The sequence below is a fragment of the Inquilinus sp. genome (assembly GCF_057815775.1).
Genome location: NZ_JBYRFX010001177.1, coordinates 1 through 22,813, shown reverse-complemented (window position 1 = coordinate 22,813; position 22,813 = coordinate 1). Strand labels below are relative to the sequence as shown.

Sequence of the window (22,813 nt, the reverse complement as noted above, 5' to 3'; positions counted from 1 at the left end):
CGGCTGGCGGCGCGCGAGGGCTACACCTCGCCCGAGCACATGAAGCGCTACACCACCCAGGGCATGGCGACCGACCAGGGCAAGACGTCGAACGGCCCGGCGCTCGGCGTCCTGGCAGATGCCCGGCATCTGCGCGCCGGCGACCTGGCGGCGCCGACCTTCCGCCCGCCCTACACGCCGGTCAGCTTCGGCGCCATCGCCGGCCGGTCGACCGGCTGGCACGCCTACCCCACCCGGCGGACGCCGTTCGACGAGATCCATAGGAACGACGGTGCTGTCTTCGTCCGCTCCGGCGGCTGGATGCGGCCGCATTACTATCCGCGGCCGGGCGAGAGCCTGGGCGACGCGGCACTGCGCGAGGCCAAGCATGTCCGGTCCCGCGTCGGCGTGTTCGATGTCTCGACCCTGGGCAAGGTCGATGTCTCCGGCCCTGACGCCGCGGCCTTCCTGGAACGGCTCTACGTCAACCGGATCGAGACGCTGCCGGTCGGCCGCTCGCGCTACGGCATCATGCTGCGCGACGACGGCATCGTGCTGGATGACGGCACGGTGACCCGGCTGGCCGAGGACCGCTTCTACGTCACCACCACCACCGCCAAGGCGCATGACGCGGTGCGGATGATGGAGCAGCTGACCGAGGTGAACTGGCCCGAGCTGCGCGTCGCTGTCACCGAGGTGACAGAGGCCTGGGGCGCCGTGGCGCTGACCGGCCCGCAGGCGCGCGACGTGCTGGCCCGGCTGGTCGGCGATGCCGCCGATGTGTCGAACGCGGCGCTGCCGTTCATGGCGGTCAAGGATGTGGTGGTGGATAACGGGGGGGCCGGCGGCCTGCCGGTCCGCATCCTGCGCGTCAGCTTCACCGGCGAGCTGGGCTATGAGCTGCATGTCGAGGCCCAGCATGCCCCGGCGCTGTGGCAGCGCCTGATCGCCGCCGGCGCGCCGCTGGGGCTGGAGCGCTTCGGGCTGGAAGCACTGGACCTGCTGCGGATCGAGAAGGGCTTCTTGACCGGGGCCGAGATCAACGGCCAGACCACCCTGGCCGATCTGGCGCATGAGCGCTTCGCCAAGCGCGAGGGCGCCTATGTCGGCAAGCCGATGTCCCTGCGCGAGAGCATGGCCGACCCGGACCGGCCACGGCTGGTCGGGCTGATTTCGGAAAGTGGCGCGCCACTGATGGCCGGGGCCCATCTGGTCGAAGGCGGCATGTTCCGCGAAAACGAGCCGACCCAGGGCCATGTCACCTCATCCTGCACCAGCCCGGTGACCGGGCTGCCGATCGCGCTCGGCCTGCTGGCCCGCGCCCAGGCCCGGATGGGCGACACCGTCTTCGCCGCCGACCCGCTGCGCGGCAGCCACATCAAGCTGCGGGTGACCGAGCCCTGCATGTACGACCCGAAGGGAGAGCGCGTCCGTGGCTGAGACCCTGCTGAATCCCATCGAGGCCCTGTCGACCATCGACGCCGACGGCCTGACCCTGCGTCCGTGGCGGCCGGCCGCGATCCTGCAACTGGCGGGCTGGAGCGCCGAGTCCGCCGCCGCCCTGGCGGATTGGGAACGGGCCGCCTTCGGCGCCGCCATCGCCGGACCGGGCACGGCGCTGGTGCGCGGCGGCCTGCGGCTGTGGCCGACAGCACCCTGGCGCCGGCTGCTGGTCGCCGAGGCCGGCGCCACCCTGCCCGACCTGCCGACCGAGTTCAGCGCCGTGCCCTGCACCGGCGGCTTCGCTGGGCTGCGGCTGCAGGGCCCGCGGTCGCGCGACCTGCTGGCCAAGCTGGCGGCGATCGACCTGCACCCGGACATCTTGGGCGAGTCCGGCTTCGCCACGGCACGGCTGGAGCCTGTGCGGGTGCATCTGCAGCGCAGCGGCGCCGATGCCTTCGACCTGCTGGTCCCGGTGTCCTATGCCGAATTCACCCTCGGCGCCGTGGCCGACGCGACGCTGGAATTCGGCGCCCGGATCGACCCGGCGGTGCTGCACCGCCCGCCCCCGCCCCAGGAACCGCCGCGGCTGGTAAGTCTGAAGTAAGCTTCTCGGCACCGTAGGTTGGGTTCGCCTATCGCGAGCCCTACCTACCCCGACGTGTCGCCGCCATGCGCCGCGACCGCCGCGTCCTCGGTGTCGTAGATCTGGAAATGGGGAGTGAGTTCGGTCTGCAGGAGGTCCCGCAGCTTGGGCGGAACCGACGCCACCTTGACGTCCGCCCCGTATCGGTCGGCGTACACGCGGGCGAGGTACAACGCTTCGATCCCCGCCGGATCCATGGCGGTCACCCCACTCAGGTTCAGCAGGATGGTGCTCGCACCGCCATCCACCGCCTTGCGCACCGCTCGGTCCAGTTGCTCGAAACCGACGCCGCTGCCGCCGATCTCGCCGGTGACGTCCAGGATCGTGACCTGGCCCCGGTCGCGCTCGGTGAACTCCGCCATGATCTTTCCTTTCCTCCGGTTTCGGCGATCCGGCCGTGTAGGTTGGGCTCGCCGCAGGCGAACCCAACACCGGCATCACCCCGGCGGCGAAATGTTGGGTTCGCGTCGCGAACCCAACCTACCCTGACGGGCCGTTCTCTCGTTCAGGAGAACGACTCGACCGCCTCATCCTCGTCGTCGAAGGTCTCGAACACGCTGATGAGCTGGGTGATGGTCAGGATGTCCCGCATCTTGCTCGGCAGCGAGACCAGCTTCTGCTTTCCTCCGCGATTGGTGGCCTGCACGTAGCTGCTGACCAGTTCGCCGACCCCCGACGAATCGATGGTGGTGCTGTCCTTGAGGCCCAGCAGGATCTTCGTCGCGCCGCCATTCAGCGCCTCCTGCACCGCGTTGCGCAGCGCGACGTCGCCGACGCCGATGGTGATCTTGCCGGCGACGTCCAGGATGGTGACGTCGCCCGATTTGCGGCTGGTGATCTGAACCATGGTCTTGCTCTCCTTCGGTTGTCAGGAATGGACAGTTCGGGCGGGCTGATCCCCACCCATCCGCCAGCGCAGGGTGGCGGTGTTGCCCCCCGTCGCACCGGGTTCGTGGCTGACGGCGTCGGTCAGGGCCGTCATCAGCAGCAGGCCGCGCCCGCTCGGAAGCAGCCGGTTCTCCGGCCGCAGGGGGTCGGCGACGCCGGCGGGGTCGAAGCCGGGGCCTTGGTCCGCAACGCGGATGACGATGCCTTCGCCGTCGCGTTCCAGCCGGACCGCGACCATCCGGTCGGGATCCTGGCGGTTGCCATGGATGATGGCGTTGGCCAGCGCCTCATGCACCGCCAGGCCGATCCGATGCCGGGCCTCGCCATCGAGGCCAAGCCGCCGAAGCACCACGCCCAGCCGGGTTCCGGCGGCGTCCAAGGCGTCCAATCGGCTGGGGATCGCGAGATCGAGCAGCATATCCGGCATGGCAAATCGAGGGGCGGAGAATTAAATCAACAAGAAATAGCGGCTGTATTCAGCCTGAGTTCATCACATCCGACCATTTTTGTTCAGTAATTTCAATCGATAAATCGAATATTAAGGAATCTAATTTTCTAAAAAGTGGATAAAATAGGAGATATATGAATCACATCACCAATCTATATTTTATTACTTCAAATCATCTGTTTATTGCCAAAGCAGGGTAGGAGGGTCCGGCTACCCTAACCACATCGGGATGATTGAGGCGGCCAGCAGCACGCCCAGCGCCGCATTGACCGCCCGCCATTGCCGGTCGGTCCGCAGCAACCGGGCCAGCAGCAGCCCGGCCAGGCACCACAGCGACAGCGACATGGCGGCCGCGAGGCCGAAGGCCGAGCCCAGCAGCAGGGCCAGGTGCAGCGGCCCGTCCGCCAGCAGGGCGAAGGCGGCGGCAGCACCCAGCGCTATGGCCCAGCCCTTCGGGTTGAGCCACAGCAGGCAGGCGCCGGCGAAGAAGCCGGTCGGTGCCTCCGGCCCGGCCTTCGGCGATGGTGGTCCCGCCCGGCCGATGGTCCAGGCCAGCCACAGCAGATAGGCCGAGCCGGCCAGCTTCATCGTCAGTTGCAGCGACGGCGCGGCCAGCAGCAATCCGGCCAGCCCGGCCGCGGCGGCCGCGGCCAGCATGGCCAGGCCGGCGGCGATGCCGGCCAGCAGCGGCACCGACCGGCGGAAGCCGAACCGCGCGCCGGAGGCGGTGGCCAGGGTGGTGGCGCCGCCCGGCGTCAGGGTCGACACCAGGGCGAACAGGATCAGCGGCAGGATCGAACCGGACATCGCGGGCTCCACAGGATCCCGCAGGCTAGAAGCCGTCGGATGAATTACGGAAGCCAATGTTCGTCATGCCGATCATTACGAGTCATAATGGCCGTATGGCCCGCAACCTCGACACCGCCCTGCTCCGCACCTTCGCCACCGTCGCCGGCAGCGCCAGCATGACGGCGGCGGCGGCCACGCTGCACCTGACCCAAGGGGCGGTCAGCCAGCAGGTCCGGCGGCTGGAGGATGCGCTGGGCTGCGCCCTGTTCGAGCGCGGCGGCCGCGGCCTGAAGCTGACCGCCGCCGGCGAGCGCCTGCTCGGCAAGGCCGGCCGGCTGCTGCAGCTGAACGACGAGATCTGGGCCGAGATGACGCCCGGCGCGGTCACCGGCCGGGTGCGGCTCGGCGTGCCCTACGATCTGGTCGGCACCTGCCTGGCGCCGGTGTTGAAGACCTATGCCGAGGCCTGCCCGCAGGTCGAGATCTCGCTGGTCTGCGCCGCCTCGCCGGAGCTGGCCGAGGCGCTGGCGGCCGGCCGGATCGACCTGGCGCTGATCGAACAGCCGGCCGGCGCATCCGGCGGCGAGTGCCTGGGCATCGACCGGCTGGTCTGGGTCGGCGCCCGGGCCGGCACGGCGCATCTCAAGCGGCCTTTGCCGGTCTCGATGGTGGCCGACACCTGAGCCTTCCGGCCGGCGGTGCTGGCGGCGCTGCACCAGCATGGCCGGGATTGGCGGACCGTGTTCGAGAACGGCAGTATCGACGCCACCACCGCGACGGTACGGACCGACCTGGCCGTCACCGCCTGGCTGGCCTGCACCGTGCCGCTCGACCTGGAGATCCTGGGCCCCGACGCCGGCCTGCCGGAGCTGCCCGGCTTCGCCATCACCCTGCATCTGCCGCGGCACGGCACCGGCACTGCTGTGCAGGAACTGGCCCGCCACCTGCGCGACGGCATGCTGCGTCAGCGCCAGGCGGCGTGATCAGGCCGGGAGATAGAATCCCCAGGCGCCGTTCGAGAACTCGCCAGCTGCGAACCTCACCACGACATCGCCGGAAGCGATTTCGTAGATCCACATTTTGTGGCGCTCCGCGGGGTATTGCGGGTGGGGCACGATGACGGCCGGCTCCTCAACCGGCACCCACGCGTGCCGCCAGGGATCGAGGCCGCCCAGGAGCAACGGCTCCCGGTCAGCCACGATCCTGCCGACGAGGCGCCATTCCGCCATCGATCAGCTCCGACCGCTAATATTCGGTTCGCCCATACATGTCGTCGAACGGCATCGCCACATGGTCGCGATAGGCCGGGCGCTCGGCGAGACGGCGGTGCCAGGCCTCGACATGCGGCACCGACGGCACTGCAAGCCCCAGGCCGAAATAGCGGTGCAGCGTGGTGCCGGCCGGGATGTCGGCCAGGCCGAAGGCGTCGCCGGCCAGGAAGGGCCGGTCGGCGAGATGGCGGTCGAGCAGGCGGTAATGTTCGGCGCAGGCTTCCTGCGCCCGGGCGATCTGGGCCGGCTTCCGCTGCGCCTCCGGCATCCGCCAATAGCCCCAGAACAGATCCATGAAATCGCGCTGCAGCGTTGCCAGCGACCAGTCCATCCACCGGTCGGCCTGCGACCGTTCGGCCGGATCGGCCGGCCAGAAGCGGCCATGGCGGGCGGCGAGGTAGCGCAGGATGGCGTGCGATTCCCACACCACGGTGCCGTCATCGTCGATGACCGGCACCCGGCCATGCGGGTTCATCGCCCGGAACGCCGGGTCGTCCAGCCCGCCGAAGCTGCCGCCGGCCGGGACATGGGCGTGCGGCAGGCCGAGTTCGGCCACCAGCCACATCACCTTCTGCACGTTGAAGGCGTTGCGCCGGCCCCAGATGGTCAGCACGCTCAGGCTCCTTCCGACGGACGGCCGGTCAGCACGTCGTCATAGATCGGCAGGTAGTGCAGCCGGGACGGCCGCGGCTCGCGGAAGGCGATGGCGTAATAGCCGATCTGGTGGAAATAGCTGACGCGGGTGCGGACCACCGCCTCATCCTCGGCGTAGCCCATCTGGTCGAAGGCGCGGCGCAGCAGCCCCATGCGGAATTCATCCGCCCCCTGCACCGCCTGCGACACCTCGCGCGACGACCGGCCCCAGTCACGCACCGCCATGTCGAGCGCCGGGCTGAACGGGTCTTCGCTGACCCAGACGTTGCGGAAGGCCCGGAACAGCACGGTGCCGGCCAGGTCGTTGCGGCCCTCCAGCGCCTGGAACGGCCCGCAATTGCGCCGGCGCCATTCTTCCAGCAGCGCGGCCAGCAGGTCCTTGCGGCCGTTGAAGTGGAAATAGAAGCTGCCGCGGGTGACCTTCAGCGCCGTCGCCAGCCGGTCGACCTTGACGCTGGCGACGCCGCCCTTCTCCAGCACCTTCAGCGCGGTGCGGATCCAGTCCTCGCGGCTGAGCGTGCGGCGGCCATTGCCGGACTCGGCCGCCCCCTCCCCGTTGCTCTTCGCCTTCGCCATTCAGCCGCCTTTGCTTCGGTGCCCGCAGGACATAATCGGGAAAGGCCCGCGGGAACAACCCGTCAGATCTTCAGCCGCACGTCGAGCGCGTCGCGCGCGCCGTCGCCCATGAAGTTGAAGCTCATCACCGCCAGGGTGATCGCCAGCCCCGGGAAGATCGCCAGCCAAGGCGCGATCAGGAAGTCGCTCTGCGCGTTGGTCAGCATGTTGCCCCAGCTCGCCACCGGCGGCTGGATGCCGTAGCCGAGGAAGCTGATGTAGGATTCGAGCAGGATCGCATTGGCGGTGTTGAGCGAGGCGGCCACCAGGATCGGCGCCACCGTGTTCGGCAGGATCTGGCGGAACACGATACGCGCGGCGCCGGCGCCGGACAGCTTCGCCGCCAGGATGGAGTCCCGTTCCTTCAGCGACATCACCTGGGCGCGGACGATGCGCGCGATCTCCATCCACGAGGTCAGGCCGATGATCAGCACCACGGTGAACAGCGTCGGGGTGATGAAGGCAGCGACGAACAGCAGCAGGAAGATGTTCGGGAAGCACAGCGCCATGTCGGTCAACCTCATCAGCACCGACCCGACGACCCCGCCGAGATAGGCCGCGAAGGCGCCCAGCAGCGACCCGACCGCGATGGTGACGATCATCGCGGCGAAGCCGACCGACAGCGAGATCTGCCCGGCATAAAGCAGCCGGGTCAGCACGTCGCGGCCGAGATCGTCGGTGCCGAGGATATGGCCGACGGTGAAAGGCGGGGCGTAGGAATTGCTGAGGTCCAGCGCCTCCGGGTCATAAGGCGCGATCCACGGGGCCAGGATCGTCGCCACGATCATCAGCACGACGACGATGGCGCCGGCCACGGCCAGGCGGTGGCGCAGGAAGCGCCGGACCACCCGGCTGCCGCGGCGGCGCGGCGCCGCCTCGGCCGGGGTGACTTCAGGCGGGGCAGCTGCGAGTTCGGCCATCTCAGCCGCCCCCCTTCAGCTTGATGCGCGGGTCGATCAGCGAATTGGCGATGTCGGCCAGGAGGTTGCCGATAATCACCGTGACCGCGCTGAGCATCAGGATCGCCATCAGCACGGGGTAGTCGCGCATCGACAGCGAATTGACGAACAGCGCGCCCATGCCGGGCCAGGAGAACACGGTTTCGGTCACCAGCGCGCCGCCCAGCAGCGACGGCAGCTGCAGCCCCAGCAGCGTGACCAGCGGCACCAGCGCCGCGCGCAGCCCGTGGCGGACCAGGATGACGCGGGTGGTCAGCCCCTTGGCCAAAGCGGTGCGCATGTAGTCCTGGCCCAGCACCTCGAGCATGGCGGAGCGGGCGTAGCGGCTCCACTGCGCCACCAGCACCAGCGACAGGACCGAGACCGGCAGCACCATGTACTGCACCCGGTCGAACACCCCGCCATCGCCGCCGAGTGTGGAGAAGCCGCCGGCCGGGAACCAGCCGAGCTGCACCGCGAACAGGTAGATCGCCACCAGCCCGAACCAGAAGGTCGGCAGCGACAGCGCCATCATCGCCCCTGTCGTCGCCAGGGCGTCGAAGATCGAATAGCGGCGGACGGCGCCGAGGATGCCGATGGCAACGCCCAGCACCATGGCGATCACCATGCTGGCGCCCATCAGCAGCAGCGTGGCCGGAATGCGCTCCAGCACCAGCCCGGCCACCGGCCGGCCGCCGAAGAAGCTGAAGCCCCAGTCGCCGGTCAAGAGGCCGCCGGCCCATTTCAGGTATTGGATATAGGCCGGCTGGTCGAGGCCGAAGATCTGCTTGATCCGCTCGATATCCTGGGCGGTCACGGTCGGGTTCAGGGTGTAGAGCGCCAGCGGCCCACCCGGCGCCAGATGCATCAGCGCGAAGCCGATCAGCGACACGCCGACGATCATCAGCGCCGATTGCCACAGCCGATGCAGGACGAAGGTCAGCATGGCGCGCCTCCCCTGCCCCCTTCCCACAAGGGGAAGGGGGAGCGGAGAGAGCGAACTCCCGCGAGCATGGTCACCCGATCGACCACTCGTTGCAGTTCCACAGGTTGATCGGCACGTAAGGGTTGGGCTTGTAGTTCTTCACCGCGTTGTCGAAGCCGAAGATCTGGGAGAAGACGAAGATCGGCGCGAAGGGCAGGTCGTCCAGCAGCGTCTCCTGGATCTTGGCGTAGATCGCCTTGCGCTTGTCCTGGTCGGTCTCGGCCACGCCCTGGCGGCACAGTTTGTCGATATCCGGGTTCTCGTACTGGACGTAGTTCGAGCCGTTGCCGCCCTTGGCCGGGATCTGGTCGCTCATGATCCGGGCGCCGTAATCCGGGTCGGGGAACAGCAGCGGGTCCCAGCCCACCATCAGCGTGTCGAACTGCGACTTGACGGTGTATTCGCCCCAGACCACCGAGGCCGGCATGTTCTGGATGCGCATGTCGACATTGATCGCCTTCAGGTTTTGCTGCAGCAGCTGCTGCGCCCGTTCGCGCGATTTGTTGCCGGCGGTGGTGGAGATGGTGAAGGACAGCTTGACCCCGCCCTTTTCGCGGATGCCGTCGCCGCCTACGGTCCAGCCGGCCGCGTCCAGCATCTGCGCCGCCTTGGCCGGGTCGGTGCCGGGGTCCTTCAGGGTCTGGTCATAGGCCCAGTGGTTGGTCGGCAGATAGCTGAGCGTGCGCGGCGGGATGCCGAAATAGATCTTCTCGATCAGGTTCTTGACGTCCATCGCCTGGTACAGGGCCTGGCGCACCGCCTTGTCGGCGAATTGCGGCTTGCCGCAGTTGAAGTAGATGAACTCGACGAAGGGCGACGGGCTGATCACCATGGTCTTGCCCGGCAGCGCCTTGGCCCGCGGATACAGCTCCGGCGGAATGCCCTGCAGCTCGAGCACATGGACCTGCCCGGTCTGGAACTGGGCGAACAGCGTCTGCTGGTCCGGCACGTATTTCTGGATCAGCGTCTTCAGGCGCGGCCCATCGCCGTGATATTCGGCATTGCCGCCGAATTCGATGTGGTCCCCGGCCGTGCGCGAGACGAATTTGAACGGGCCGGTGCCCACCGGTGCGGTGTTGAAGCCTGACGTGTTGAGGTCCGCCTCCCCCGCCAGCAGGTGCTGCGGGATGATGCTGGTCTTCTGCCACACCGCCATATAGGGCGCGAAGGCCTGCTTCAGCTTGATCCGGACGGTGGTGTCGTCCGCCGCGCTGATATCCGCCACCTGGTCGTGGCCGGTGCGACCGCGCGCCGCGACCTTCGGGTTCATCACCGTCTCATAGGTGAAGAGCAGGTCCTTCGCGGTGAAGGGCGCGCCGTCATGCCATTTGACGCCGGGCTTGAGCTTGATCGTCCACTCCAGCCCGTCCTGCGAGATGCCGCCATTGGCGACGCTCGGGATCTCGGTGGCCAGGTTGGGCACGAACTGGCCCTTGTCGTCGATCTTCCAGGGTGCGTCGAACACGGCGTATTCCACCGCCGTCTCGACCCCGGTGTTGACGTAGAGCAGCGGGTTGAAGTTCACCGCCTCCTGCGTCACGCCATAGATCAGCGTGCCCGCCTGGGCCCCGCCGGTCTTCTGCAGCAGGGGCGAGGCCAGTTCTCCAGCCGGGAGCTTCAACCCGAAGGCCCCCGCCCCTTTCGCCGTGACGGCCACCCCGGCCGCGGCAGCACCGGCGAGCAATTGCCGCCGGCCGATCCCTGTTTTCGATCCACCGGATTTCGACCGGTTGTCACGATCCGCCATCATCTCCTCCGTCTTGTCCCTGTTCAGCAAGCGGTCAGAGGCGAGCTTCACTGTCGCCGTCGGGTGGGGCCGTGCGCGATTTGACTTTTCGCTTGTCACGTCCAAACCTAACTGTACTGTATGTCGGCAGACGGTCGGACCACTGTCAAGGCCTGAAAAGCAGCCGGTTTTTCAACCCCGGCGCGGTGACGGAACCGTCATCAACAGGCTTAGGAATGCTCGCCTTCGCGGCCATGGCCCGGGGGCGCCTCAGGGAGAGGCTTCGGGTGCTGGCGATCCAGGATCTGACGGTCGCTTTTCGAACCGAAGACGGCGAGTTGCGTGCCGTCGACGGCATCGATCTGGCGATCAGCCCGGGCGAGAAGCTCGGCATCGTGGGCGAGAGCGGTTGCGGCAAATCCACCGTCGCGATGTCGATCATGCGCCTGCTGCCGACCGCCCGCGTGCCGAAGGGCGACATCCTGTTCGAGGGTCGGTCGCTGTTGCGGCTGCGCGAGGGCCAGATGCGCCGGGTGCGCGGCCGCGAGATCGCGATGATTTTCCAGGACGCGATGACGGCACTGCATCCGATGCTGCCGGTCGGCACCCAGATCGAGGAGATCCTGGAGGCGCATGAGACGCTGCCGCGCGGCGAGGCGCGACGCCGGGCGATCGACCTGCTGCGCCAGGTCGGCATCGCCGCGCCGGAGCTGCGCATCGACGCCTACCCGCATGAGCTGTCGGGCGGCATGTGCCAGCGGGTGATGATTGCCATCGCCATCGCCTGCCACCCCAAGCTGATCATCGCCGACGAGCCGACCACGGCGCTCGACGTCACCGTCCAGGCCCAGATCCTGGAGCTGATCGACGAGGTCTGCCGCAAATCCGGCACCGCGGTGCTGCTGATCACCCACGACCTCGGCGTCGTCGCGGGGATGACCGACCGGGTGGCGGTGATGTATGCCGGCAAGGTGGTCGAGACGGCGCCAACCGAAACCCTGTTCGAGCGGCCGGTCCACCCCTACACCCAGGGCCTGCTGCGGTCCGTGCCCCTGCTGGACGAGGGCATCGGCACCGATTTGCCGACCATCCCGGGCAGCGTCGACGTCACCGCGCGCGGCGAGGGCTGCAAATTCGCGCCGCGCTGCGACCACGCGCAGTCGATCTGCCGCGAGAAGACCCCGCCGCTGGAAAGCGTCGAGCCCGGCCATGCCGCCGCCTGCTGGTTCAAGGCGACGCTGGCAGAACGCGCCGTGGGAGGCACGGCATGAGTGCGGATCCGCTGGTCCAGGCCCGCGACGTCACCCTGCGCTTCGATTTGGGCGGCGCCGGGCTGCTGGGCCGCGGCCGGCGCTGGCTGACGGCGGTCGACGGCGTCTCGCTCGACATCCATCGTGGCGAGATCGTCGGGCTGATCGGCGAAAGCGGCTCGGGCAAATCCACCTTCGGCCGCTGCCTGCTGCGCATCCACAAGCCGACCAGCGGCGAGGTGCGGTTCGATGGCGGGGATGTCGCCTCGCTCGACGGCGACGGGCTGCGCCGCTTCCGCCAGCGCACCCAGATGATCTTCCAGGACTCCTTCTCCGCCCTCAACCCACGGATGACAGTCGGCGGCAGCATCGCCGAGCATCTGCACAACCAGCGCTTCGGCAGCCGCGCCGAGATCCGGGCGCGGGTGGTGGAGATGCTGGATTTGATCGGCCTGTCCACCGGCTTCGCCGAGCGCTATCCGCATGAATTGTCGGGCGGACAGCGCCAGCGCGTGGTGATCGCCCGGGCGATCAGCACCGGCCCCGACTTCGTGGTGGCCGACGAGCCGGTGTCGGCGCTGGACGTGTCGATCCGCGCCCAGATCATCAACCTGATCCGCGGCCTGCAGCAGCGGATGAATCTGGCCCTGCTGTTCATCTCGCACGACCTCAGCATCATCGCCCATGTCTCCCAGCGCATCGCCGTGATGTATCTCGGCGAGCTGGTCGAGATCGCGGATCGCGAGACGCTGTTCCGGTCGCCGCTGCACCCCTACACCCATGCCCTGCTGTCGGCCGTGCCGCTGCCCGATCCAAAGCGGGAGAAGCAGCGCCGGCGCCTGACCCTGGTCGGCGAGATCCCGAGCCCGACCAGCCTGCCGAATGGCTGCCGGCTGCAGGGCCGCTGCCCCCGCGCCACCGACCGCTGCCGGCAGGAAGCGCCCGTCCTGGCCGAGCTGGCGCCCGGCCACCGCGTTGCCTGCCACCACCCCGCCCCGCCCGCCGCCGATGCGAATCTCGCTTGCGCACAGGCGCGGTGACCCCCGCCACCGTCGCTCTGCTGCTGTTCCCTGTCGCCCATGCGTCGATCCTCGGTCGATCCCGACTGTAGAGTTATCCCATCAGCCAGAAGCCGACGCCCCGTCTGGAGACCAACCACGCCATGCCCCCGACTGCGACCGAAATTCCGATCGACCCGAAATCCGTGGCCGGAAAGACCCCGGAGGTCGAACGTCACGTCCAGCTTCTCGTGGTCGGCGCCGGCCCGGCGGGCATCGCCGCGGCGGCCGAGGCGGCGGCCCGGGGCCTGGAGGTGCTGCTGGTCGACGAGAACCCGGTCGACGGCGCCCTGATCGGCATGGATGTGCCGCTGCATTTCGGCGGCCGCGCCACCGCCGCGGTGAACACGCCCGCCCGGTTGCTGGAGACCTTCCTGGAAGGATCGCCGGAGCTGGCCGACCTGTTCGACAAGGGCGTCGAGGTGCTGCTGCAGACCACGGTCTGGGGCCTGTTCGCCAACGCACCGGGGGTGCAGTGGATGCCGGGGCCGGTCGCCGGCCTGGCCGACACCGACCGGTCCTGGCTGGTCAGCTTCGACATGGTCGTGGTGGCGGCCGGCCGGCGCGACCTCGGCATGTCCTTCCCGGGCTGGGACCTGGCCGGGGTGATGGGCGTGACCGCGGCGCACCGTCTGATCGCCGGCTATGACGCCTTTGCCGGGCGAAAACTGTTGATCCTGGGCTCCGGCGCCGAGGCGCTGGACCTGGCGCTGACGGCGCTGGAGCGCGGGCTGGAGGTTGCCGGCATCGTCGAGGTCGCGGCCGCGCCGGTCGGGCCGGCGGCGCTGGCCGATGCGGTGCAGGCGCATGGCGTGCCGGTGTTCACCGGCCATGTCATCAAGGCGGCTTCGGGCGGCGTCGACGGCATCTCCCGCGCCACGCTGGTGCGGGTCGATGACGGCCTGTCGCCGGTGCCGGGCAGCGAGCGCGATATCGATTGCGACACCGTCGCCCTGGCCATCGGCACGGTGCCGAACATCGAGCTGCTGGCGGCGCTCGACGCCAAGCTGGTGCATGATCTCGACCGCGGTGGCCATGTGCCGGTGACCGAGGCGGACGGCCGCACCGCCCTGCCCTTCGCCTATGCCGTCGGCGACTGCGCCGGCATCCATTCTGCCAAGTCGATCGACGCCGCGGTGGCACGGCAGGAGGGCCGGATCGCCGCGATCGCCGCGGCCGCCACCCTCGGCCAGGCCGCCGAAGCCGATGTCGCCGCGGCCCGCGCCGGTCTGGCGCAGCCGCTGCAGGTCCAGGGCGACCACCGCATGACCTGGCTGAAGGCGCTGCTGAACACCGGCGGGCTCGACGTCATGGTCTGCCAGTGCGAGGAGGTCAGCCGCGGCGAGCTGCTGGACGTCAGCCCGCCCCGCTATCTCGAGCGCAAATCGAACAAGATGGGCACCCGGTCGCTGACCACGCTGCTGGAGGACGGCCCGGTCAACCAGGACCAGGTCAAGCGCCTGACCCGCGCCGGCATGGGGCTGTGCCAGGGCCGCCGCTGCCGCGAACAGGTGGCAATGCTGCTGGCCCTGTCGTCCCATGTCGATGTCGGCCAGGTGCCGCTGGCGAGCTATCGCCCACCGGTGCGGCCGCTGCCGCTGAAGGTGCTGTGGCCGCAGGACGAGGCCGAGGTGGTGCGGCAGGAATGGGATTCCTGGTTCGGAATCCCGAACCAGTGGATGCCCTGGTGGGATATCCCGACCGACGACACGAAACAGGGCTGAGGCGAGGACCGGATCATGGCAGAGACCAACAAGACCGGCGCTTCGGTCGTCATCATCGGCGGCGGCGTCACCGGGTTGAGCACGGCGTGGTGGCTGGCGCGCAGCGGCGTCGACGTGCTGGTGCTGGAGAAGGGCATCGTCGGCTGGGAGGCATCGGGCCGCAACGGCGGCGGCTGCACCCATCCGCAGAGCCCGCTGTTCCCCGAGGAGCAGCGGCTGTGGCCGCAGATGGACGAACTGCTGGGCTATCCCACGGAGCACCAGAAGCACCGGCTGCGCATCATCCTGCACGAATCCGATGTCGAATTCACCCTGGGCTGGGCCCGGATGGGGGAGAAGCAGGGCTTCCACTTCGAGATGCTGGACGGCAAGCAGATCCGCGAGCTGGCGCCCCTGGCCGACGATTCCGTCGAGCGCGGCACGCTGCTGAAGTATGGCGGCCACGCCAATCCGCAGCGCACATCCCAAGCCTATGCCTGGGCGCTGCAGGACCATGGCGGCCGCATCCTGCAGCATTGCACCGTGACCGGCTTCGACACCGCCGGCGGCAAGGTCACCGGTGTCCGCACCAGCCGCGGCGACTTCAACTGCGACCATCTGGTCATCGCCGCCGGGCCGCAGACCGGCCTGCTGGCCGAGATGCTGGGCGTCGACCTGCCGATCGCATCCGGCCGGGCTGAAATGATCGTGACCGAGCCCCTGCCGCTGATGCCGATGAGCGGAGTCGACGGCAATGGCCTGTACGGCCGGCAGACGCTGCGCGGCAACCTGGTCTATGGCGGCGGGCCGCATGAATGGCTGCCGCCAGTCGGGCTGGCTTCCCCGCCGAAACCATCCAGCCCGCTGCTGCGCAACATCGGCCGGCGGCTGATGGAGCTGTTCCCCAAGGCGGCGCATGTGCGGATGATCCGCAGCTGGTCCGGGGTGATCGAGAACACGCCGGATGGGCGCGCGGTAATCGACCGGATGCCGGGCCTCGACAACGCCATCGTCGCCACCATGTCGAGTGTCGGCTTCGGCCTGTCGCCGGCCAGCGGCCATGCCATCCGCGACCTGGTCGTCGACGGCACCTGCAGCTTCGCCGACCTGTCGACCATGCGCCTCGACCGCTTCGCCGGCCTGCCGAAGGATTGGCGCGAGGCCCAGGGCTGGCTGCCGCCGGTGGCGGCATAGGGCCAAACCCCACCCCTGTCATTGCCGGGCTTGACCCGGCAATCCAGAGGATGTCGACAGTCTCTGGATGCCCGGATCAAGTCCGGGCATGACAGCTTAAGATCGGTCCCACCGGAGCCGGCTAGTCCGGATCGCAGTCCGGGCCGGGGGCGATGATGGCGATGCCGAACCGGTCGGCGATGGCGAGGATCCGGCAGATCTCCTCTGCCGTCGGGGCCGCTGGCGGCGGCAGCGCGGCACCGTCGGCCAGCGGCACTGCCGCCCGCGAGATGAAGCGGTCAAACCCGCCCGGCGTGGTGGTCACCAGGCCGCGGGCCGGCACTTGGCCGAGGTTCCGCAGCTGGTGCGGCACGGTTCGCGGCGCGAAATAGCTTTCGCCGGCCGCGAGCGTGAAGATTCGGTCGCCGATGGTGACCTCCAGCTCGCCCTCCAGCAGGTGCATGGCCTCGTCCTCATTGGCGTGGACATGCAGGCCGCCATCGCCGCCGGGCGGCATGATGCCCTCGATCAGCGACAGCTGGCCGCCGGTCTCCTCGCTCGACAGCAGGATGGTCATCCGCACGCCCAGGAACAGATAGCTGCGGCGTTCGTGTCTGTGGACGGGCAAAGGCTGGAGCATGGGTCGGTCCTTCGGGCTGGGCCCCCTCGCCCTGGCGGGGCGAAACGGCATGCCCGGAACAGACCACATCGACGCCGACCCGGTTTGTGCCCCGGGTCACATGTCGATGGCGTTTGCGACAATCCGGCGAGGAAAATTATCCGGCCGCATCCGACCGGTGGCAGACGCAGCACAGCTTGTTGCCGTCGGGGTCGCGGACATAAGCGCCGTAGTAGCTCGGGTGATAATGCGGTCGGCTGCCGGGCGCGCCTTCATCCTCGCCGCCCGCGGCCAGGGCCGCGCTGTGGAAGGCATCGACCTGCACCCGCTCGCGCACATTGAAGCCGATGGTGACGCCATTACCGAAGGTCGCCTTCTCGCCGTTGATCGGACGGCAGATCAGGAATTCCGGGCCGCTATCCCCTTCCGGGACGTAACAGAGCCAGCCCGAGACCCGGTCGTCGGCCTCGCAGCGCAGGCCGATCGAGGCCAGCACCCTGTCATAGAACTGCTTGGCCCGATCGATGTCGTTGGTGCCGACCGTGATGTGGCTGAACATGGCCCTCCCCGCGGCTTATGTTCCCATTTTGACCGTCCTACCCCAGGCTCACCAGCCGGAATGCGACGGAGTCGGGCCAGCATAGACCCCGGCCTCGTTGGAACGAAGCGGCAACCCTCTTAAAGATTTGTATAATCGCCGATTGCAACCCGAGGCCCTGCGATGACCGACCCGACGCTGATCGATCTCGACCAGTTCCGCGACCGGCTGGCCGCCGGCGGCGACATCGCCGGCATCGCCCTGTCTCACACGGAGTGGCCGGATGCCGCGGTCGATGCCGAGACCGGGTTCAGCGACTGCCTGTTCGAGGCCTGCAGCTTCGCAGGCGGCGACCTGACCGGCGTCGAATTCCGGCGCTGCCGGTTCCTGCGCTGCCGATTCGCCAGCGTCACCCTGCGCGACGCGGTGTTCGAGGATTGCGTGTTCACCGACCGCGCCGCCTCCGCCGGCACCGTCTTTGCCTTCAGCGAGCTGCGCGACGCCCGTTTTCGCCGCTGTGATTTGTCCTTCTGCGGCTTCGAGCGGTCCGGCACCTTCGGCCTGGTGATGGAAGGCTGCAATCTGCTGGGCGCGAAATTCGACCGGGCCGAGTTCAGCCATGCCTTCGGCCGCAAGACCATCGCCACGCAGGCGGAGTTCCGCGACTGCCGTTTCGAGCTGGCCGATCTCGGCCGGATCCGGCTGCCGGGCTGCACCCTGGTCCGCTGCGATTTCCGGGAAGCCGACCTGTCGGATGCCGACCTGAGCGACGCCGACCTGCGCGACAGCGACCTGTCCACCGCGGTGCTGACCGGCGCCGCCCTGGCCGGTGCCGACCTTCGCGGCGCCGATATCACCGGGCTGAACCTGCTGGCGCTGCGGAGCATTGCCGGGCTGAAGATCGACCGCCACCAGCAGCACGCGCTGCTGTCGGCCATGGGCATCGATGTCCTGGCGGAGTAGCGCCGGCTGGAACTGCGGTGCAGCACGCCCCGTTGACGTCATAGCCGGCAGCGGATCGGGACACGGCCGGGTGTCGCAGAGGAGACGCACCATGAGCAACACCGGTCCCCTCACCCAGCAGATCCACGCCGATCTGCTGTCGCTGATCGGCGAACGCTCCGAGGAGTATGCGGCCGAGGCCGGCGGCGACCAGTACGCCGTCAGCGGCGCCCTGATCGGCGCGCTGGCCTTCCTGACCGGCCAGATGATCGCGGCCACGGTCGAACCGACAGATGTGAGCCCGCTGATCGAACGGGCCGCCGCCAACATGCGCGTCGGCGCCGAGGTCGGCGGCGTCCAGGTCGAGGCGGTGGACGCCAACATCACGAGACATTGAGACTTAAACGGTCTCTCAAGCGTCCGCCAGGCGCCGCACTTCCTCGCGGATCGAGCCGAGCACGCGGTGGCGCAGGCGGATGAAGTCGTCGGTCTCGGCGATCTCCGGCGCCCGCGGGCGCGTCAGCGGCACCGCTACGATCTCCTTGATCCGCCCCGGCCGGCTGGACATCACCGCGATCCGGTCGGACAGGTACACCGCCTCGTCGACATCATGGGTGACGAACAGCACGGTCAGGCGGTGCGCCTCCCATATGCCGGTCAGCAACTCCTGCATCTGCTGCCGGGTCAGGGCGTCGAGCGCGCCGAAGGGTTCGTCCATCAGCAGGATCTTGGGCCGGTAGCACAGCGCCCGGGCGATGGCGACGCGCTGCTTCATGCCGCCCGAGAGCTGGCTGGGCCAGGCATCGGCGAAGCGGGACAGGCCGACCAGCGCCAGATGCTCGCGCGCCGTTTCCTTCACCTTCGCCGTGGGCAGGCCGAAGCCGCGCAGGGCGAATTCGACATTGCCCAGCGCCGTCAGCCACGGCATCAGCGTATAGCTCTGGAACACCACGCCGCGGTCGCGCCCCGGCCCCGCGATCGGCCGGCCGTCGACCAGCACCGCGCCCTGGTCGAACTCCTGCAGCCCGGCGACGATCGACAGCAAAGTGGACTTGCCGCAGCCGGAGGCGCCGACCAGCGACACGAACTCGTTCTCGCCCAGCGCCAAGTCGATGCCCTGCAGCACCTGCAGCCGGTCCTGGTTCTGCACGAAGGTCTTCGACAGACCCTTCACCTCGAGCCGCACCGTCATCGCCGCGCCCGCTCATAGGGGAACAGGCGATGGGCCAGCGCCTTCATGCCCTGGTCGGTGACCAGGCCGAGCACGCCCAGCACCAGGATGTAGCCGATGATGGTGTCGGTCTGGAAAAACCGCTGCGCCGCGTTGATGCGGTAGCCGAGGCCGGAGGTGGCGGCCACCAGCTCCGCCAGCACCAGCCAGGTCCAGGCCCAGCCCAGACTGATTCGCATCGAATCCCAGATGCCCGGCAGGGCCGCCGGGATCACGATCGACATCAGGATCCGGCGCGGCTTCATCTCCAGCGTGCGGCCGACATCGATGAAGTCCCACGGCACGCGCTTGACGTTGTCCATGATCAGCAGGACCTGCTGGAAGAAGGTGCCGATCCAGATGATCAGGAATTTCTGCAAATCGCCGGTGCCGGTCCACAGGATGGTCAGCGGCACGAAGGCGACCACCGGCATGTAGCGGACGAAATCCACCACCGGCTCGATCAACGCCTCCCACACATGGTAGCGCCCGATCAGCACGCCGATCGGGATGGCGAACAGCGTGGCCAGCCCGAAGCCGATCAGGATGCGGTAGATGCTGATCACCGCGTCGTCCCACAGCTGGCCCGACTGCGCCAGCCCGCCCAGCCGTTCGGCCACCTGCCCCGGCGACGGCAGGAACAGCGGCCGGACCAGCCCCGACATCGTCACCGCGGCCCACAGCAGCAGCAGGCCGAGGAACACGCAAACGGCGATGCCGGCGAAGCGCCCGGGCGTCAGCCTCGTGTCCAGGCGGAACAGGCCGCGGCGGCGGGGGGCTGGCTCAATCGTCACGGGGCGGCAGCGGCCACGAAGCGCGGATCGATCAGCGACGCGGCATCGACATCGCCCTGCAGCAGCCCGGCGGCCTGGGCCGCCTTCTTCACATCGACGATGACGTGCTGGGTGAAGGCGCCGGTCAGCTGGGTCTTGTTGTCGGGCAGCGACACGAAGGTGACGCCATCGAAGGCGGTCGACAGCTCTTCCGGTGTCGCGCCCACCGCCTTGGCGATGATGGCGCGGTCGCCGGCCGTGTCCTTGGCGTAATCCGCATGCGCCGCCTGCCAGGCCTTCAGCAGCGCCGCGACCTGGCCCGGCTTCTCCTTCAGCACGTCCTCGCGCACGACGAAGACGTCCGACACCAGGCCCGGATCGGCCGAGGCGGTGTAGAGCAGCTTGACCGCCGGGTCCTGCGCCCGCGCCACGGTCAGGTACGGCTCATAGGTCACGGCGACCGGCACCCGCTTGGCGATCAGCGCCGCACCGGCATCCGAGGCCGGCATCGGCACCGGCGTGATGTCGGCCAGGGTCATGCCGTTGGCGGCCAGGGCATAGTTCAGCAGGATGTGGCTGGTGGTGCCCTCCTCATAGGCCACCTCCTTGCCCTTCAGGTCGGCGATGGTCTTGACGTCGGGCCCGGCCAGGATGGCATCGGCGGTCATGCTGACGTCCAGCAGCGCGACGATCCGGATCGGCAGCCCGGCCGAGGCCATCACCAGCGCCGTGTGGGTGGCGATGTTGGCGCCGTCCAGCTGGCCGCTGGCCAGGGCGGCGTTGATGTCCTTGTCCTGGGTGAAGTTGACGATCTCGACGTCCGACAGCCCCTGGGCCTGGAACAGCTTTTTCTCGGCCGCGACATGCCACAGGCCGTAGCCGAGCCAGGGCTCGATCCCCATCTTGAAGCTGCCGGCCTCCGGCTGGGCCGGAACCGCTTGTGCTGCCGCCGGCCCGGCCCAGGCCAGGCCCGCTGCGACCGTGGCCGCCAGAACGACGCCGCGCGGCGTCACGCCATGATGTCCCATAGCCTTTTCCCCGTCTGTTGAAGCCGCCGTTGGCCGGCCGCGCTGTTTTTGCGGAGCGACAATTCATAAAGTGGCGGCTCGCAGAGTCAATCGATGGTCCCTATAAAGTCAGACGTATTTTCGCCAATCCGGGACAAGGCCATGAGCGACGCCATCCGAATCCACGATTTGTCGACGCTGTCGGGCGCCGGCCGCCAGGCGCTGCTGGCCCGGACGGAGGCCGATCTCGGCCCGTTCCTCGATGCCGTCCGGCCGATCATCGCCGCGGTTCGGGCCGAAGGCGACGAGGCGGTGGCCCGCTTCACCAGGGATTTCGACAAGGCGCCGGTCTCGGCCGATAGCCTGGGGGTGAGCCAGGAGGCGCTGGACGCCGCGCCCGCCGCGCTCGAGCCGGAGGTGATGGCGGCGATCGACTTCGCCGCCGACAGTATCCGCCGGTTCCATGAGGCGCAGCTGCCGGAGGAGATGTGGTGGAAGGAGGTGCGCCCCGGCGTGTTCGCCGGCGACCGCATCCGGCCGATCCCGTCTGTCGCCTGCTATGTGCCGCGCGGCAAGGGCGCCTTCCCGTCGGTGGCGATGATGACGACGATCCCGGCCCTGGCCGCAAAAGTCCCGAACGTGATCATCATCACCCCGCCCGGCCCGAACGGGCAGGTCGACACCGCGACGCTGGCAGTGGCCAGGCGGGTCGGCGTCACCCGGGTCTTCGCCGCCGGCGGTGCCCAGGGCGTGGCGGCGGTGGCCTATGGCACGGCGACGATCCCGAAATGCGACAAGATCGTCGGCCCCGGCAGCCCCTATGTCGTCGCCGCCAAGCGCCTGCTGGCCGATGCGATCGATACCGGCACGCCGGCCGGCCCGAGCGAATCCATCATCCTGGCCGATGACAGCGTGGACGGCGCCCTGGCGGCGCTGGACCTGATCATCGAATCCGAGCACGGGCCGGACAGTTCGGCCTGGCTCGTCACCAACAGCCGGCTTGTGGCGGAGCAGGCGGCGGCCGCACTGCCGCAGCATTGGGCGGCGATGAGCACCGGCCGCGCCGGCTTTTCCCGCACCGTGCTGACCGGGCCGCGCGGCGGCATCGTGCTGGCGCCGGACTGGGACGCGGCGATCGGCTTCGTCAACGACTACGCGCCGGAGCATCTGCAGATCCTGTCGCACGACCCCTTCGCCGATGCGGCGCGGATCGACCATGCCGGCGAGATCCTGCTGGGGCCGCACACGCCGGTGACGATCGGCAATTTCGTGCTGGGGCCGAACGCGGTGCTGCCGACCGGCGGCCACGCCCGCACCGCCTCGCCGCTGTCGGTGTTCGACTTCCTGAAGCGGACCTCGATCGGCTATGTCAGCGCCGCCGGCTATCCGGCCCTGGCGCAGCAGGCCCGGATCCTGGCGACCTATGAAGGCTTCGATGGCCACGCCCGCGCCGTGTCCGAGGTGCGGGACGCGCTGCTGCCGAAGCGGGGCTGACCGTGGCCGACACCGAGACCGTCACGCTGTGGCGCCCGGTCGGACCGGAGGAATTGCGCCTGATCCGGGACGCGGGCATGCGCGCCTTCCCGCCCCGGCTGCCGGACCAGCCGATCTTCTATCCCGTGCTGTCGGAAGACTATGCCGTGAAGATCGCCCGCGACTGGAACGTGCCGGCCAGCGGGTCGGGCTATGTCCTGCGCTTCCAGGTGCGCCGCGACGTCCTCGAAGGCTATGCGGTGCAGGACGCCGGCGGCCGCAGCCACCAGGAATACTGGATCCCGGCCGAAGACCTGCCGGCCTTCAACGCCGCCATCATGGGCGAGATCGAGGTAGTGGCGGAGTTTCACGGGAAATAGACGCAACGAACTTAACCTTCACTGTCATTGCCGGGCTTGACCCGGCAATCCAGAGGATATCGACAGCCTCTGGATGCCCGGATCAAGTATCGACAGCCTCTGGATGCCCGGATCAAGTCCGGGCATGACAGGCGGGTGGAGAATCTCCCACCTTAGATCGACGCCAAGTACCCGCCATCGACATACAGCACCTGGCCGGTGACATAGGCGGCGGCGTCGGAGCACAGGAACACGGCCGGGCCGGCCAGATCCTCCATCCGGCCGAAGCGGCCCATCGGGATGGCGGACAGCATGCGCTGCTGCCAGGC

The 22,813-nt window shown here is 68.8% G+C and carries 28 protein-coding genes; 12 read left to right on the top strand and 16 right to left on the bottom strand.

The genetic code is table 11. From position 1 onward, the window contains the following. Both AC3XYG_RS42010 and AC3XYG_RS42005 read left to right on the top strand, forming a co-directional pair. On the top strand, window positions 1-1,419 hold a 1,419-nt coding region (locus AC3XYG_RS42010), incomplete at its 5' end, for a glycine cleavage T C-terminal barrel domain-containing protein (RefSeq protein ID WP_489145874.1). Continuing rightward, window positions 1,412-2,026, top strand: a complete 615-nt coding sequence (locus tag AC3XYG_RS42005; RefSeq protein WP_489145873.1) for a hypothetical protein — start codon at window positions 1,412-1,414, stop codon at window positions 2,024-2,026. The genes AC3XYG_RS42010 and AC3XYG_RS42005, both read left to right, overlap by 8 nt. A gap of 44 nt (window positions 2,027-2,070) precedes the next feature. Here AC3XYG_RS42005 and AC3XYG_RS42000 read toward each other — a convergent pair whose 3' ends face one another. The 4 genes from AC3XYG_RS42000 to AC3XYG_RS41985 form a co-directional block, all read right to left on the bottom strand. Then, complete coding sequence (locus tag AC3XYG_RS42000) at window positions 2,071-2,427, bottom strand: STAS domain-containing protein (RefSeq protein ID WP_489145872.1); 357 nt, start codon at window positions 2,425-2,427, stop codon at window positions 2,071-2,073. A gap of 143 nt (window positions 2,428-2,570) precedes the next feature. After that, a complete protein-coding gene (locus AC3XYG_RS41995; RefSeq protein ID WP_489145871.1) occupies window positions 2,571-2,912 on the bottom strand; it encodes an STAS domain-containing protein in 342 nt (113 codons plus the stop codon). Between the two features lie 21 nt (window positions 2,913-2,933). Next, complete coding sequence (locus AC3XYG_RS41990) at window positions 2,934-3,380, bottom strand: ATP-binding protein (RefSeq protein ID WP_489145870.1); 447 nt, start codon at window positions 3,378-3,380, stop codon at window positions 2,934-2,936. A 231-nt stretch (window positions 3,381-3,611) separates the two neighbouring features. Beyond that, entirely contained in the window at window positions 3,612-4,208 is a 597-nt protein-coding gene (locus AC3XYG_RS41985) for a LysE family translocator (protein WP_489145869.1), read from the bottom strand. 95 nt (window positions 4,209-4,303) lie between these two features. Here AC3XYG_RS41985 and AC3XYG_RS41980 point away from each other — a divergent pair, with 95 nt between their 5' ends. Together AC3XYG_RS41980 and AC3XYG_RS41975 are read left to right on the top strand one after the other, a co-directional pair. After that, complete coding sequence (locus AC3XYG_RS41980; protein ID WP_489145868.1) at window positions 4,304-4,873, top strand: LysR family transcriptional regulator; 570 nt, start codon at window positions 4,304-4,306, stop codon at window positions 4,871-4,873. Window positions 4,874-4,888: 15 nt separating this feature from the next. Further along, on the top strand, window positions 4,889-5,173 hold the full coding sequence (locus tag AC3XYG_RS41975; RefSeq protein WP_489145867.1) for a type 2 periplasmic-binding domain-containing protein: 285 nt from the start codon (window positions 4,889-4,891) through the stop codon (window positions 5,171-5,173). On the opposite strand, the gene AC3XYG_RS41970 is transcribed toward AC3XYG_RS41975, so the two are convergent. The 6 genes from AC3XYG_RS41970 to AC3XYG_RS41945 all read right to left on the bottom strand — a co-directional run bounded on the left by AC3XYG_RS41970 (window position 5,174) and on the right by AC3XYG_RS41945 (window position 10,403). After that, window positions 5,174-5,419 (bottom strand): hypothetical protein, encoded by a 246-nt coding sequence (locus tag AC3XYG_RS41970; protein WP_489145866.1) that lies wholly within the window; start codon window positions 5,417-5,419, stop codon window positions 5,174-5,176. A gap of 16 nt (window positions 5,420-5,435) precedes the next feature. Further along, complete coding sequence (locus AC3XYG_RS41965; protein ID WP_489145865.1) at window positions 5,436-6,074, bottom strand: glutathione S-transferase family protein; 639 nt, start codon at window positions 6,072-6,074, stop codon at window positions 5,436-5,438. Between the two features lie 2 nt (window positions 6,075-6,076). Beyond that, window positions 6,077-6,691 carry a TetR/AcrR family transcriptional regulator gene (locus AC3XYG_RS41960; protein ID WP_489145864.1) on the bottom strand — a complete coding sequence of 205 codons (615 nt, stop codon included), beginning with the start codon at window positions 6,689-6,691 and terminating at the stop codon, window positions 6,077-6,079. Window positions 6,692-6,753: 62 nt separating this feature from the next. Next, window positions 6,754-7,650, bottom strand: coding sequence for an ABC transporter permease (locus AC3XYG_RS41955; RefSeq protein WP_489145863.1), 897 nt, complete (start codon window positions 7,648-7,650; stop codon window positions 6,754-6,756). Between the two features lies 1 nt (window position 7,651). Further along, entirely contained in the window at window positions 7,652-8,614 is a 963-nt protein-coding gene (locus AC3XYG_RS41950) for an ABC transporter permease (protein WP_489145862.1), read from the bottom strand. Between the two features lie 70 nt (window positions 8,615-8,684). Then, window positions 8,685-10,403, bottom strand: coding sequence for a peptide ABC transporter substrate-binding protein (locus AC3XYG_RS41945; protein WP_489145861.1), 1,719 nt, complete (start codon window positions 10,401-10,403; stop codon window positions 8,685-8,687). A gap of 263 nt (window positions 10,404-10,666) precedes the next feature. On the opposite strand from AC3XYG_RS41945, the gene AC3XYG_RS41940 reads away from it, so the two are divergent. The 4 genes from AC3XYG_RS41940 to AC3XYG_RS41925 all read left to right on the top strand — a co-directional run bounded on the left by AC3XYG_RS41940 (window position 10,667) and on the right by AC3XYG_RS41925 (window position 15,584). Beyond that, entirely contained in the window at window positions 10,667-11,650 is a 984-nt protein-coding gene (locus AC3XYG_RS41940) for an ABC transporter ATP-binding protein (protein ID WP_489145860.1), read from the top strand. Further along, complete coding sequence (locus AC3XYG_RS41935; protein WP_489145859.1) at window positions 11,647-12,669, top strand: ABC transporter ATP-binding protein; 1,023 nt, start codon at window positions 11,647-11,649, stop codon at window positions 12,667-12,669. Before AC3XYG_RS41940 ends, AC3XYG_RS41935 begins: the two co-directional genes overlap by 4 nt. A 122-nt stretch (window positions 12,670-12,791) precedes the next feature. Next, entirely contained in the window at window positions 12,792-14,411 is a 1,620-nt protein-coding gene (locus AC3XYG_RS41930; protein WP_489145858.1) for an FAD-dependent oxidoreductase, read from the top strand. Between the two features lie 15 nt (window positions 14,412-14,426). Beyond that, window positions 14,427-15,584: an NAD(P)/FAD-dependent oxidoreductase gene (locus AC3XYG_RS41925; RefSeq protein ID WP_489145857.1), complete on the top strand. Its 1,158-nt coding sequence runs from the start codon at window positions 14,427-14,429 to the stop codon at window positions 15,582-15,584. A 121-nt stretch (window positions 15,585-15,705) separates the two neighbouring features. Here AC3XYG_RS41925 and AC3XYG_RS41920 read toward each other — a convergent pair whose 3' ends face one another. Together AC3XYG_RS41920 and AC3XYG_RS41915 are read right to left on the bottom strand one after the other, a co-directional pair. Continuing rightward, on the bottom strand, window positions 15,706-16,203 hold the full coding sequence (locus AC3XYG_RS41920) for a cupin domain-containing protein (RefSeq protein WP_489145856.1): 498 nt from the start codon (window positions 16,201-16,203) through the stop codon (window positions 15,706-15,708). 136 nt (window positions 16,204-16,339) lie between these two features. Next, on the bottom strand, window positions 16,340-16,741 hold the full coding sequence (locus AC3XYG_RS41915; protein ID WP_489145855.1) for a VOC family protein: 402 nt from the start codon (window positions 16,739-16,741) through the stop codon (window positions 16,340-16,342). 162 nt (window positions 16,742-16,903) lie between these two features. On the opposite strand from AC3XYG_RS41915, the gene AC3XYG_RS41910 reads away from it, so the two are divergent. Further along, window positions 16,904-17,683: a pentapeptide repeat-containing protein gene (locus AC3XYG_RS41910; RefSeq protein WP_489145854.1), complete on the top strand. Its 780-nt coding sequence runs from the start codon at window positions 16,904-16,906 to the stop codon at window positions 17,681-17,683. A gap of 91 nt (window positions 17,684-17,774) precedes the next feature. Further along, window positions 17,775-18,059, top strand: a complete 285-nt coding sequence (locus tag AC3XYG_RS41905; RefSeq protein WP_489145853.1) for a hypothetical protein — start codon at window positions 17,775-17,777, stop codon at window positions 18,057-18,059. A gap of 15 nt (window positions 18,060-18,074) precedes the next feature. Here AC3XYG_RS41905 and AC3XYG_RS41900 read toward each other — a convergent pair whose 3' ends face one another. Genes AC3XYG_RS41900 through AC3XYG_RS41890 form a run of 3 tightly spaced genes read right to left on the bottom strand, consistent with a single transcriptional unit; the run spans window position 18,075 to window position 20,673 of the window. After that, complete coding sequence (locus tag AC3XYG_RS41900; protein ID WP_489145852.1) at window positions 18,075-18,854, bottom strand: ABC transporter ATP-binding protein; 780 nt, start codon at window positions 18,852-18,854, stop codon at window positions 18,075-18,077. Beyond that, entirely contained in the window at window positions 18,851-19,666 is an 816-nt protein-coding gene (locus AC3XYG_RS41895) for an ABC transporter permease (protein WP_489145851.1), read from the bottom strand. The genes AC3XYG_RS41900 and AC3XYG_RS41895 overlap by 4 nt, the downstream gene beginning before the upstream one ends. After that, the gene (locus AC3XYG_RS41890) at window positions 19,663-20,673 is read right to left on the bottom strand and encodes an ABC transporter substrate-binding protein (RefSeq protein WP_489145850.1); all 1,011 of its coding nucleotides are present in this window, start codon (window positions 20,671-20,673) and stop codon (window positions 19,663-19,665) included. Before AC3XYG_RS41890 ends, AC3XYG_RS41895 begins: the two co-directional genes overlap by 4 nt. Before the next feature lie 141 nt (window positions 20,674-20,814). On the opposite strand from AC3XYG_RS41890, the gene hisD reads away from it, so the two are divergent. Beyond that, window positions 20,815-22,146, top strand: a complete 1,332-nt coding sequence (gene hisD / locus AC3XYG_RS41885) for a histidinol dehydrogenase (RefSeq protein WP_489145849.1) — start codon at window positions 20,815-20,817, stop codon at window positions 22,144-22,146. Window positions 22,147-22,148: 2 nt separating this feature from the next. Beyond that, window positions 22,149-22,505, top strand: coding sequence for a hypothetical protein (locus AC3XYG_RS41880; RefSeq protein ID WP_489145848.1), 357 nt, complete (start codon window positions 22,149-22,151; stop codon window positions 22,503-22,505). Between the two features lie 152 nt (window positions 22,506-22,657). On the opposite strand, the gene AC3XYG_RS41875 is transcribed toward AC3XYG_RS41880, so the two are convergent. Next, window positions 22,658-22,798, bottom strand: a complete 141-nt coding sequence (locus AC3XYG_RS41875; protein WP_489145875.1) for an SDR family oxidoreductase — start codon at window positions 22,796-22,798, stop codon at window positions 22,658-22,660. Window positions 22,799-22,813 lie beyond the last annotated feature (15 nt).

Bases quoted from the DNA above. Each gene is read 5' to 3' on its own strand.
- AC3XYG_RS42000 (WP_489145872.1), bottom strand. From the start codon at position 2,427: ATGGCGGAGTTCACCGAGCGCGACCGGGGCCAGGTCACGATCCTGGAC.
- AC3XYG_RS41995 (WP_489145871.1), bottom strand. From the start codon at position 2,912: ATGGTTCAGATCACCAGCCGCAAATCGGGCGACGTCACCATCCTGGAC.
- AC3XYG_RS41990 (WP_489145870.1), bottom strand. From the start codon at position 3,380: ATGCCGGATATGCTGCTCGATCTCGCGATCCCCAGCCGATTGGACGCC.
- AC3XYG_RS41985 (WP_489145869.1), bottom strand. From the start codon at position 4,208: ATGTCCGGTTCGATCCTGCCGCTGATCCTGTTCGCCCTGGTGTCGACC.
- AC3XYG_RS41980 (WP_489145868.1), top strand. From the start codon at position 4,304: ATGGCCCGCAACCTCGACACCGCCCTGCTCCGCACCTTCGCCACCGTC.
- AC3XYG_RS41970 (WP_489145866.1), bottom strand. From the start codon at position 5,419: ATGGCGGAATGGCGCCTCGTCGGCAGGATCGTGGCTGACCGGGAGCCG.
- AC3XYG_RS41960 (WP_489145864.1), bottom strand. From the start codon at position 6,691: ATGGCGAAGGCGAAGAGCAACGGGGAGGGGGCGGCCGAGTCCGGCAAT.
- AC3XYG_RS41955 (WP_489145863.1), bottom strand. From the start codon at position 7,650: ATGGCCGAACTCGCAGCTGCCCCGCCTGAAGTCACCCCGGCCGAGGCG.
- AC3XYG_RS41950 (WP_489145862.1), bottom strand. From the start codon at position 8,614: ATGCTGACCTTCGTCCTGCATCGGCTGTGGCAATCGGCGCTGATGATC.
- AC3XYG_RS41945 (WP_489145861.1), bottom strand. From the start codon at position 10,403: ATGATGGCGGATCGTGACAACCGGTCGAAATCCGGTGGATCGAAAACA.
- AC3XYG_RS41935 (WP_489145859.1), top strand. From the start codon at position 11,647: ATGAGTGCGGATCCGCTGGTCCAGGCCCGCGACGTCACCCTGCGCTTC.
- AC3XYG_RS41930 (WP_489145858.1), top strand. From the start codon at position 12,792: ATGCCCCCGACTGCGACCGAAATTCCGATCGACCCGAAATCCGTGGCC.
- AC3XYG_RS41925 (WP_489145857.1), top strand. From the start codon at position 14,427: ATGGCAGAGACCAACAAGACCGGCGCTTCGGTCGTCATCATCGGCGGC.
- AC3XYG_RS41920 (WP_489145856.1), bottom strand. From the start codon at position 16,203: ATGCTCCAGCCTTTGCCCGTCCACAGACACGAACGCCGCAGCTATCTG.
- AC3XYG_RS41915 (WP_489145855.1), bottom strand. From the start codon at position 16,741: ATGTTCAGCCACATCACGGTCGGCACCAACGACATCGATCGGGCCAAG.
- AC3XYG_RS41910 (WP_489145854.1), top strand. From the start codon at position 16,904: ATGACCGACCCGACGCTGATCGATCTCGACCAGTTCCGCGACCGGCTG.
- AC3XYG_RS41905 (WP_489145853.1), top strand. From the start codon at position 17,775: ATGAGCAACACCGGTCCCCTCACCCAGCAGATCCACGCCGATCTGCTG.
- AC3XYG_RS41900 (WP_489145852.1), bottom strand. From the start codon at position 18,854: ATGACGGTGCGGCTCGAGGTGAAGGGTCTGTCGAAGACCTTCGTGCAG.
- AC3XYG_RS41890 (WP_489145850.1), bottom strand. From the start codon at position 20,673: ATGGGACATCATGGCGTGACGCCGCGCGGCGTCGTTCTGGCGGCCACG.
- hisD (WP_489145849.1), top strand. From the start codon at position 20,815: ATGAGCGACGCCATCCGAATCCACGATTTGTCGACGCTGTCGGGCGCC.
- AC3XYG_RS41875 (WP_489145875.1), bottom strand. From the start codon at position 22,798: ATGCTGTCCGCCATCCCGATGGGCCGCTTCGGCCGGATGGAGGATCTG.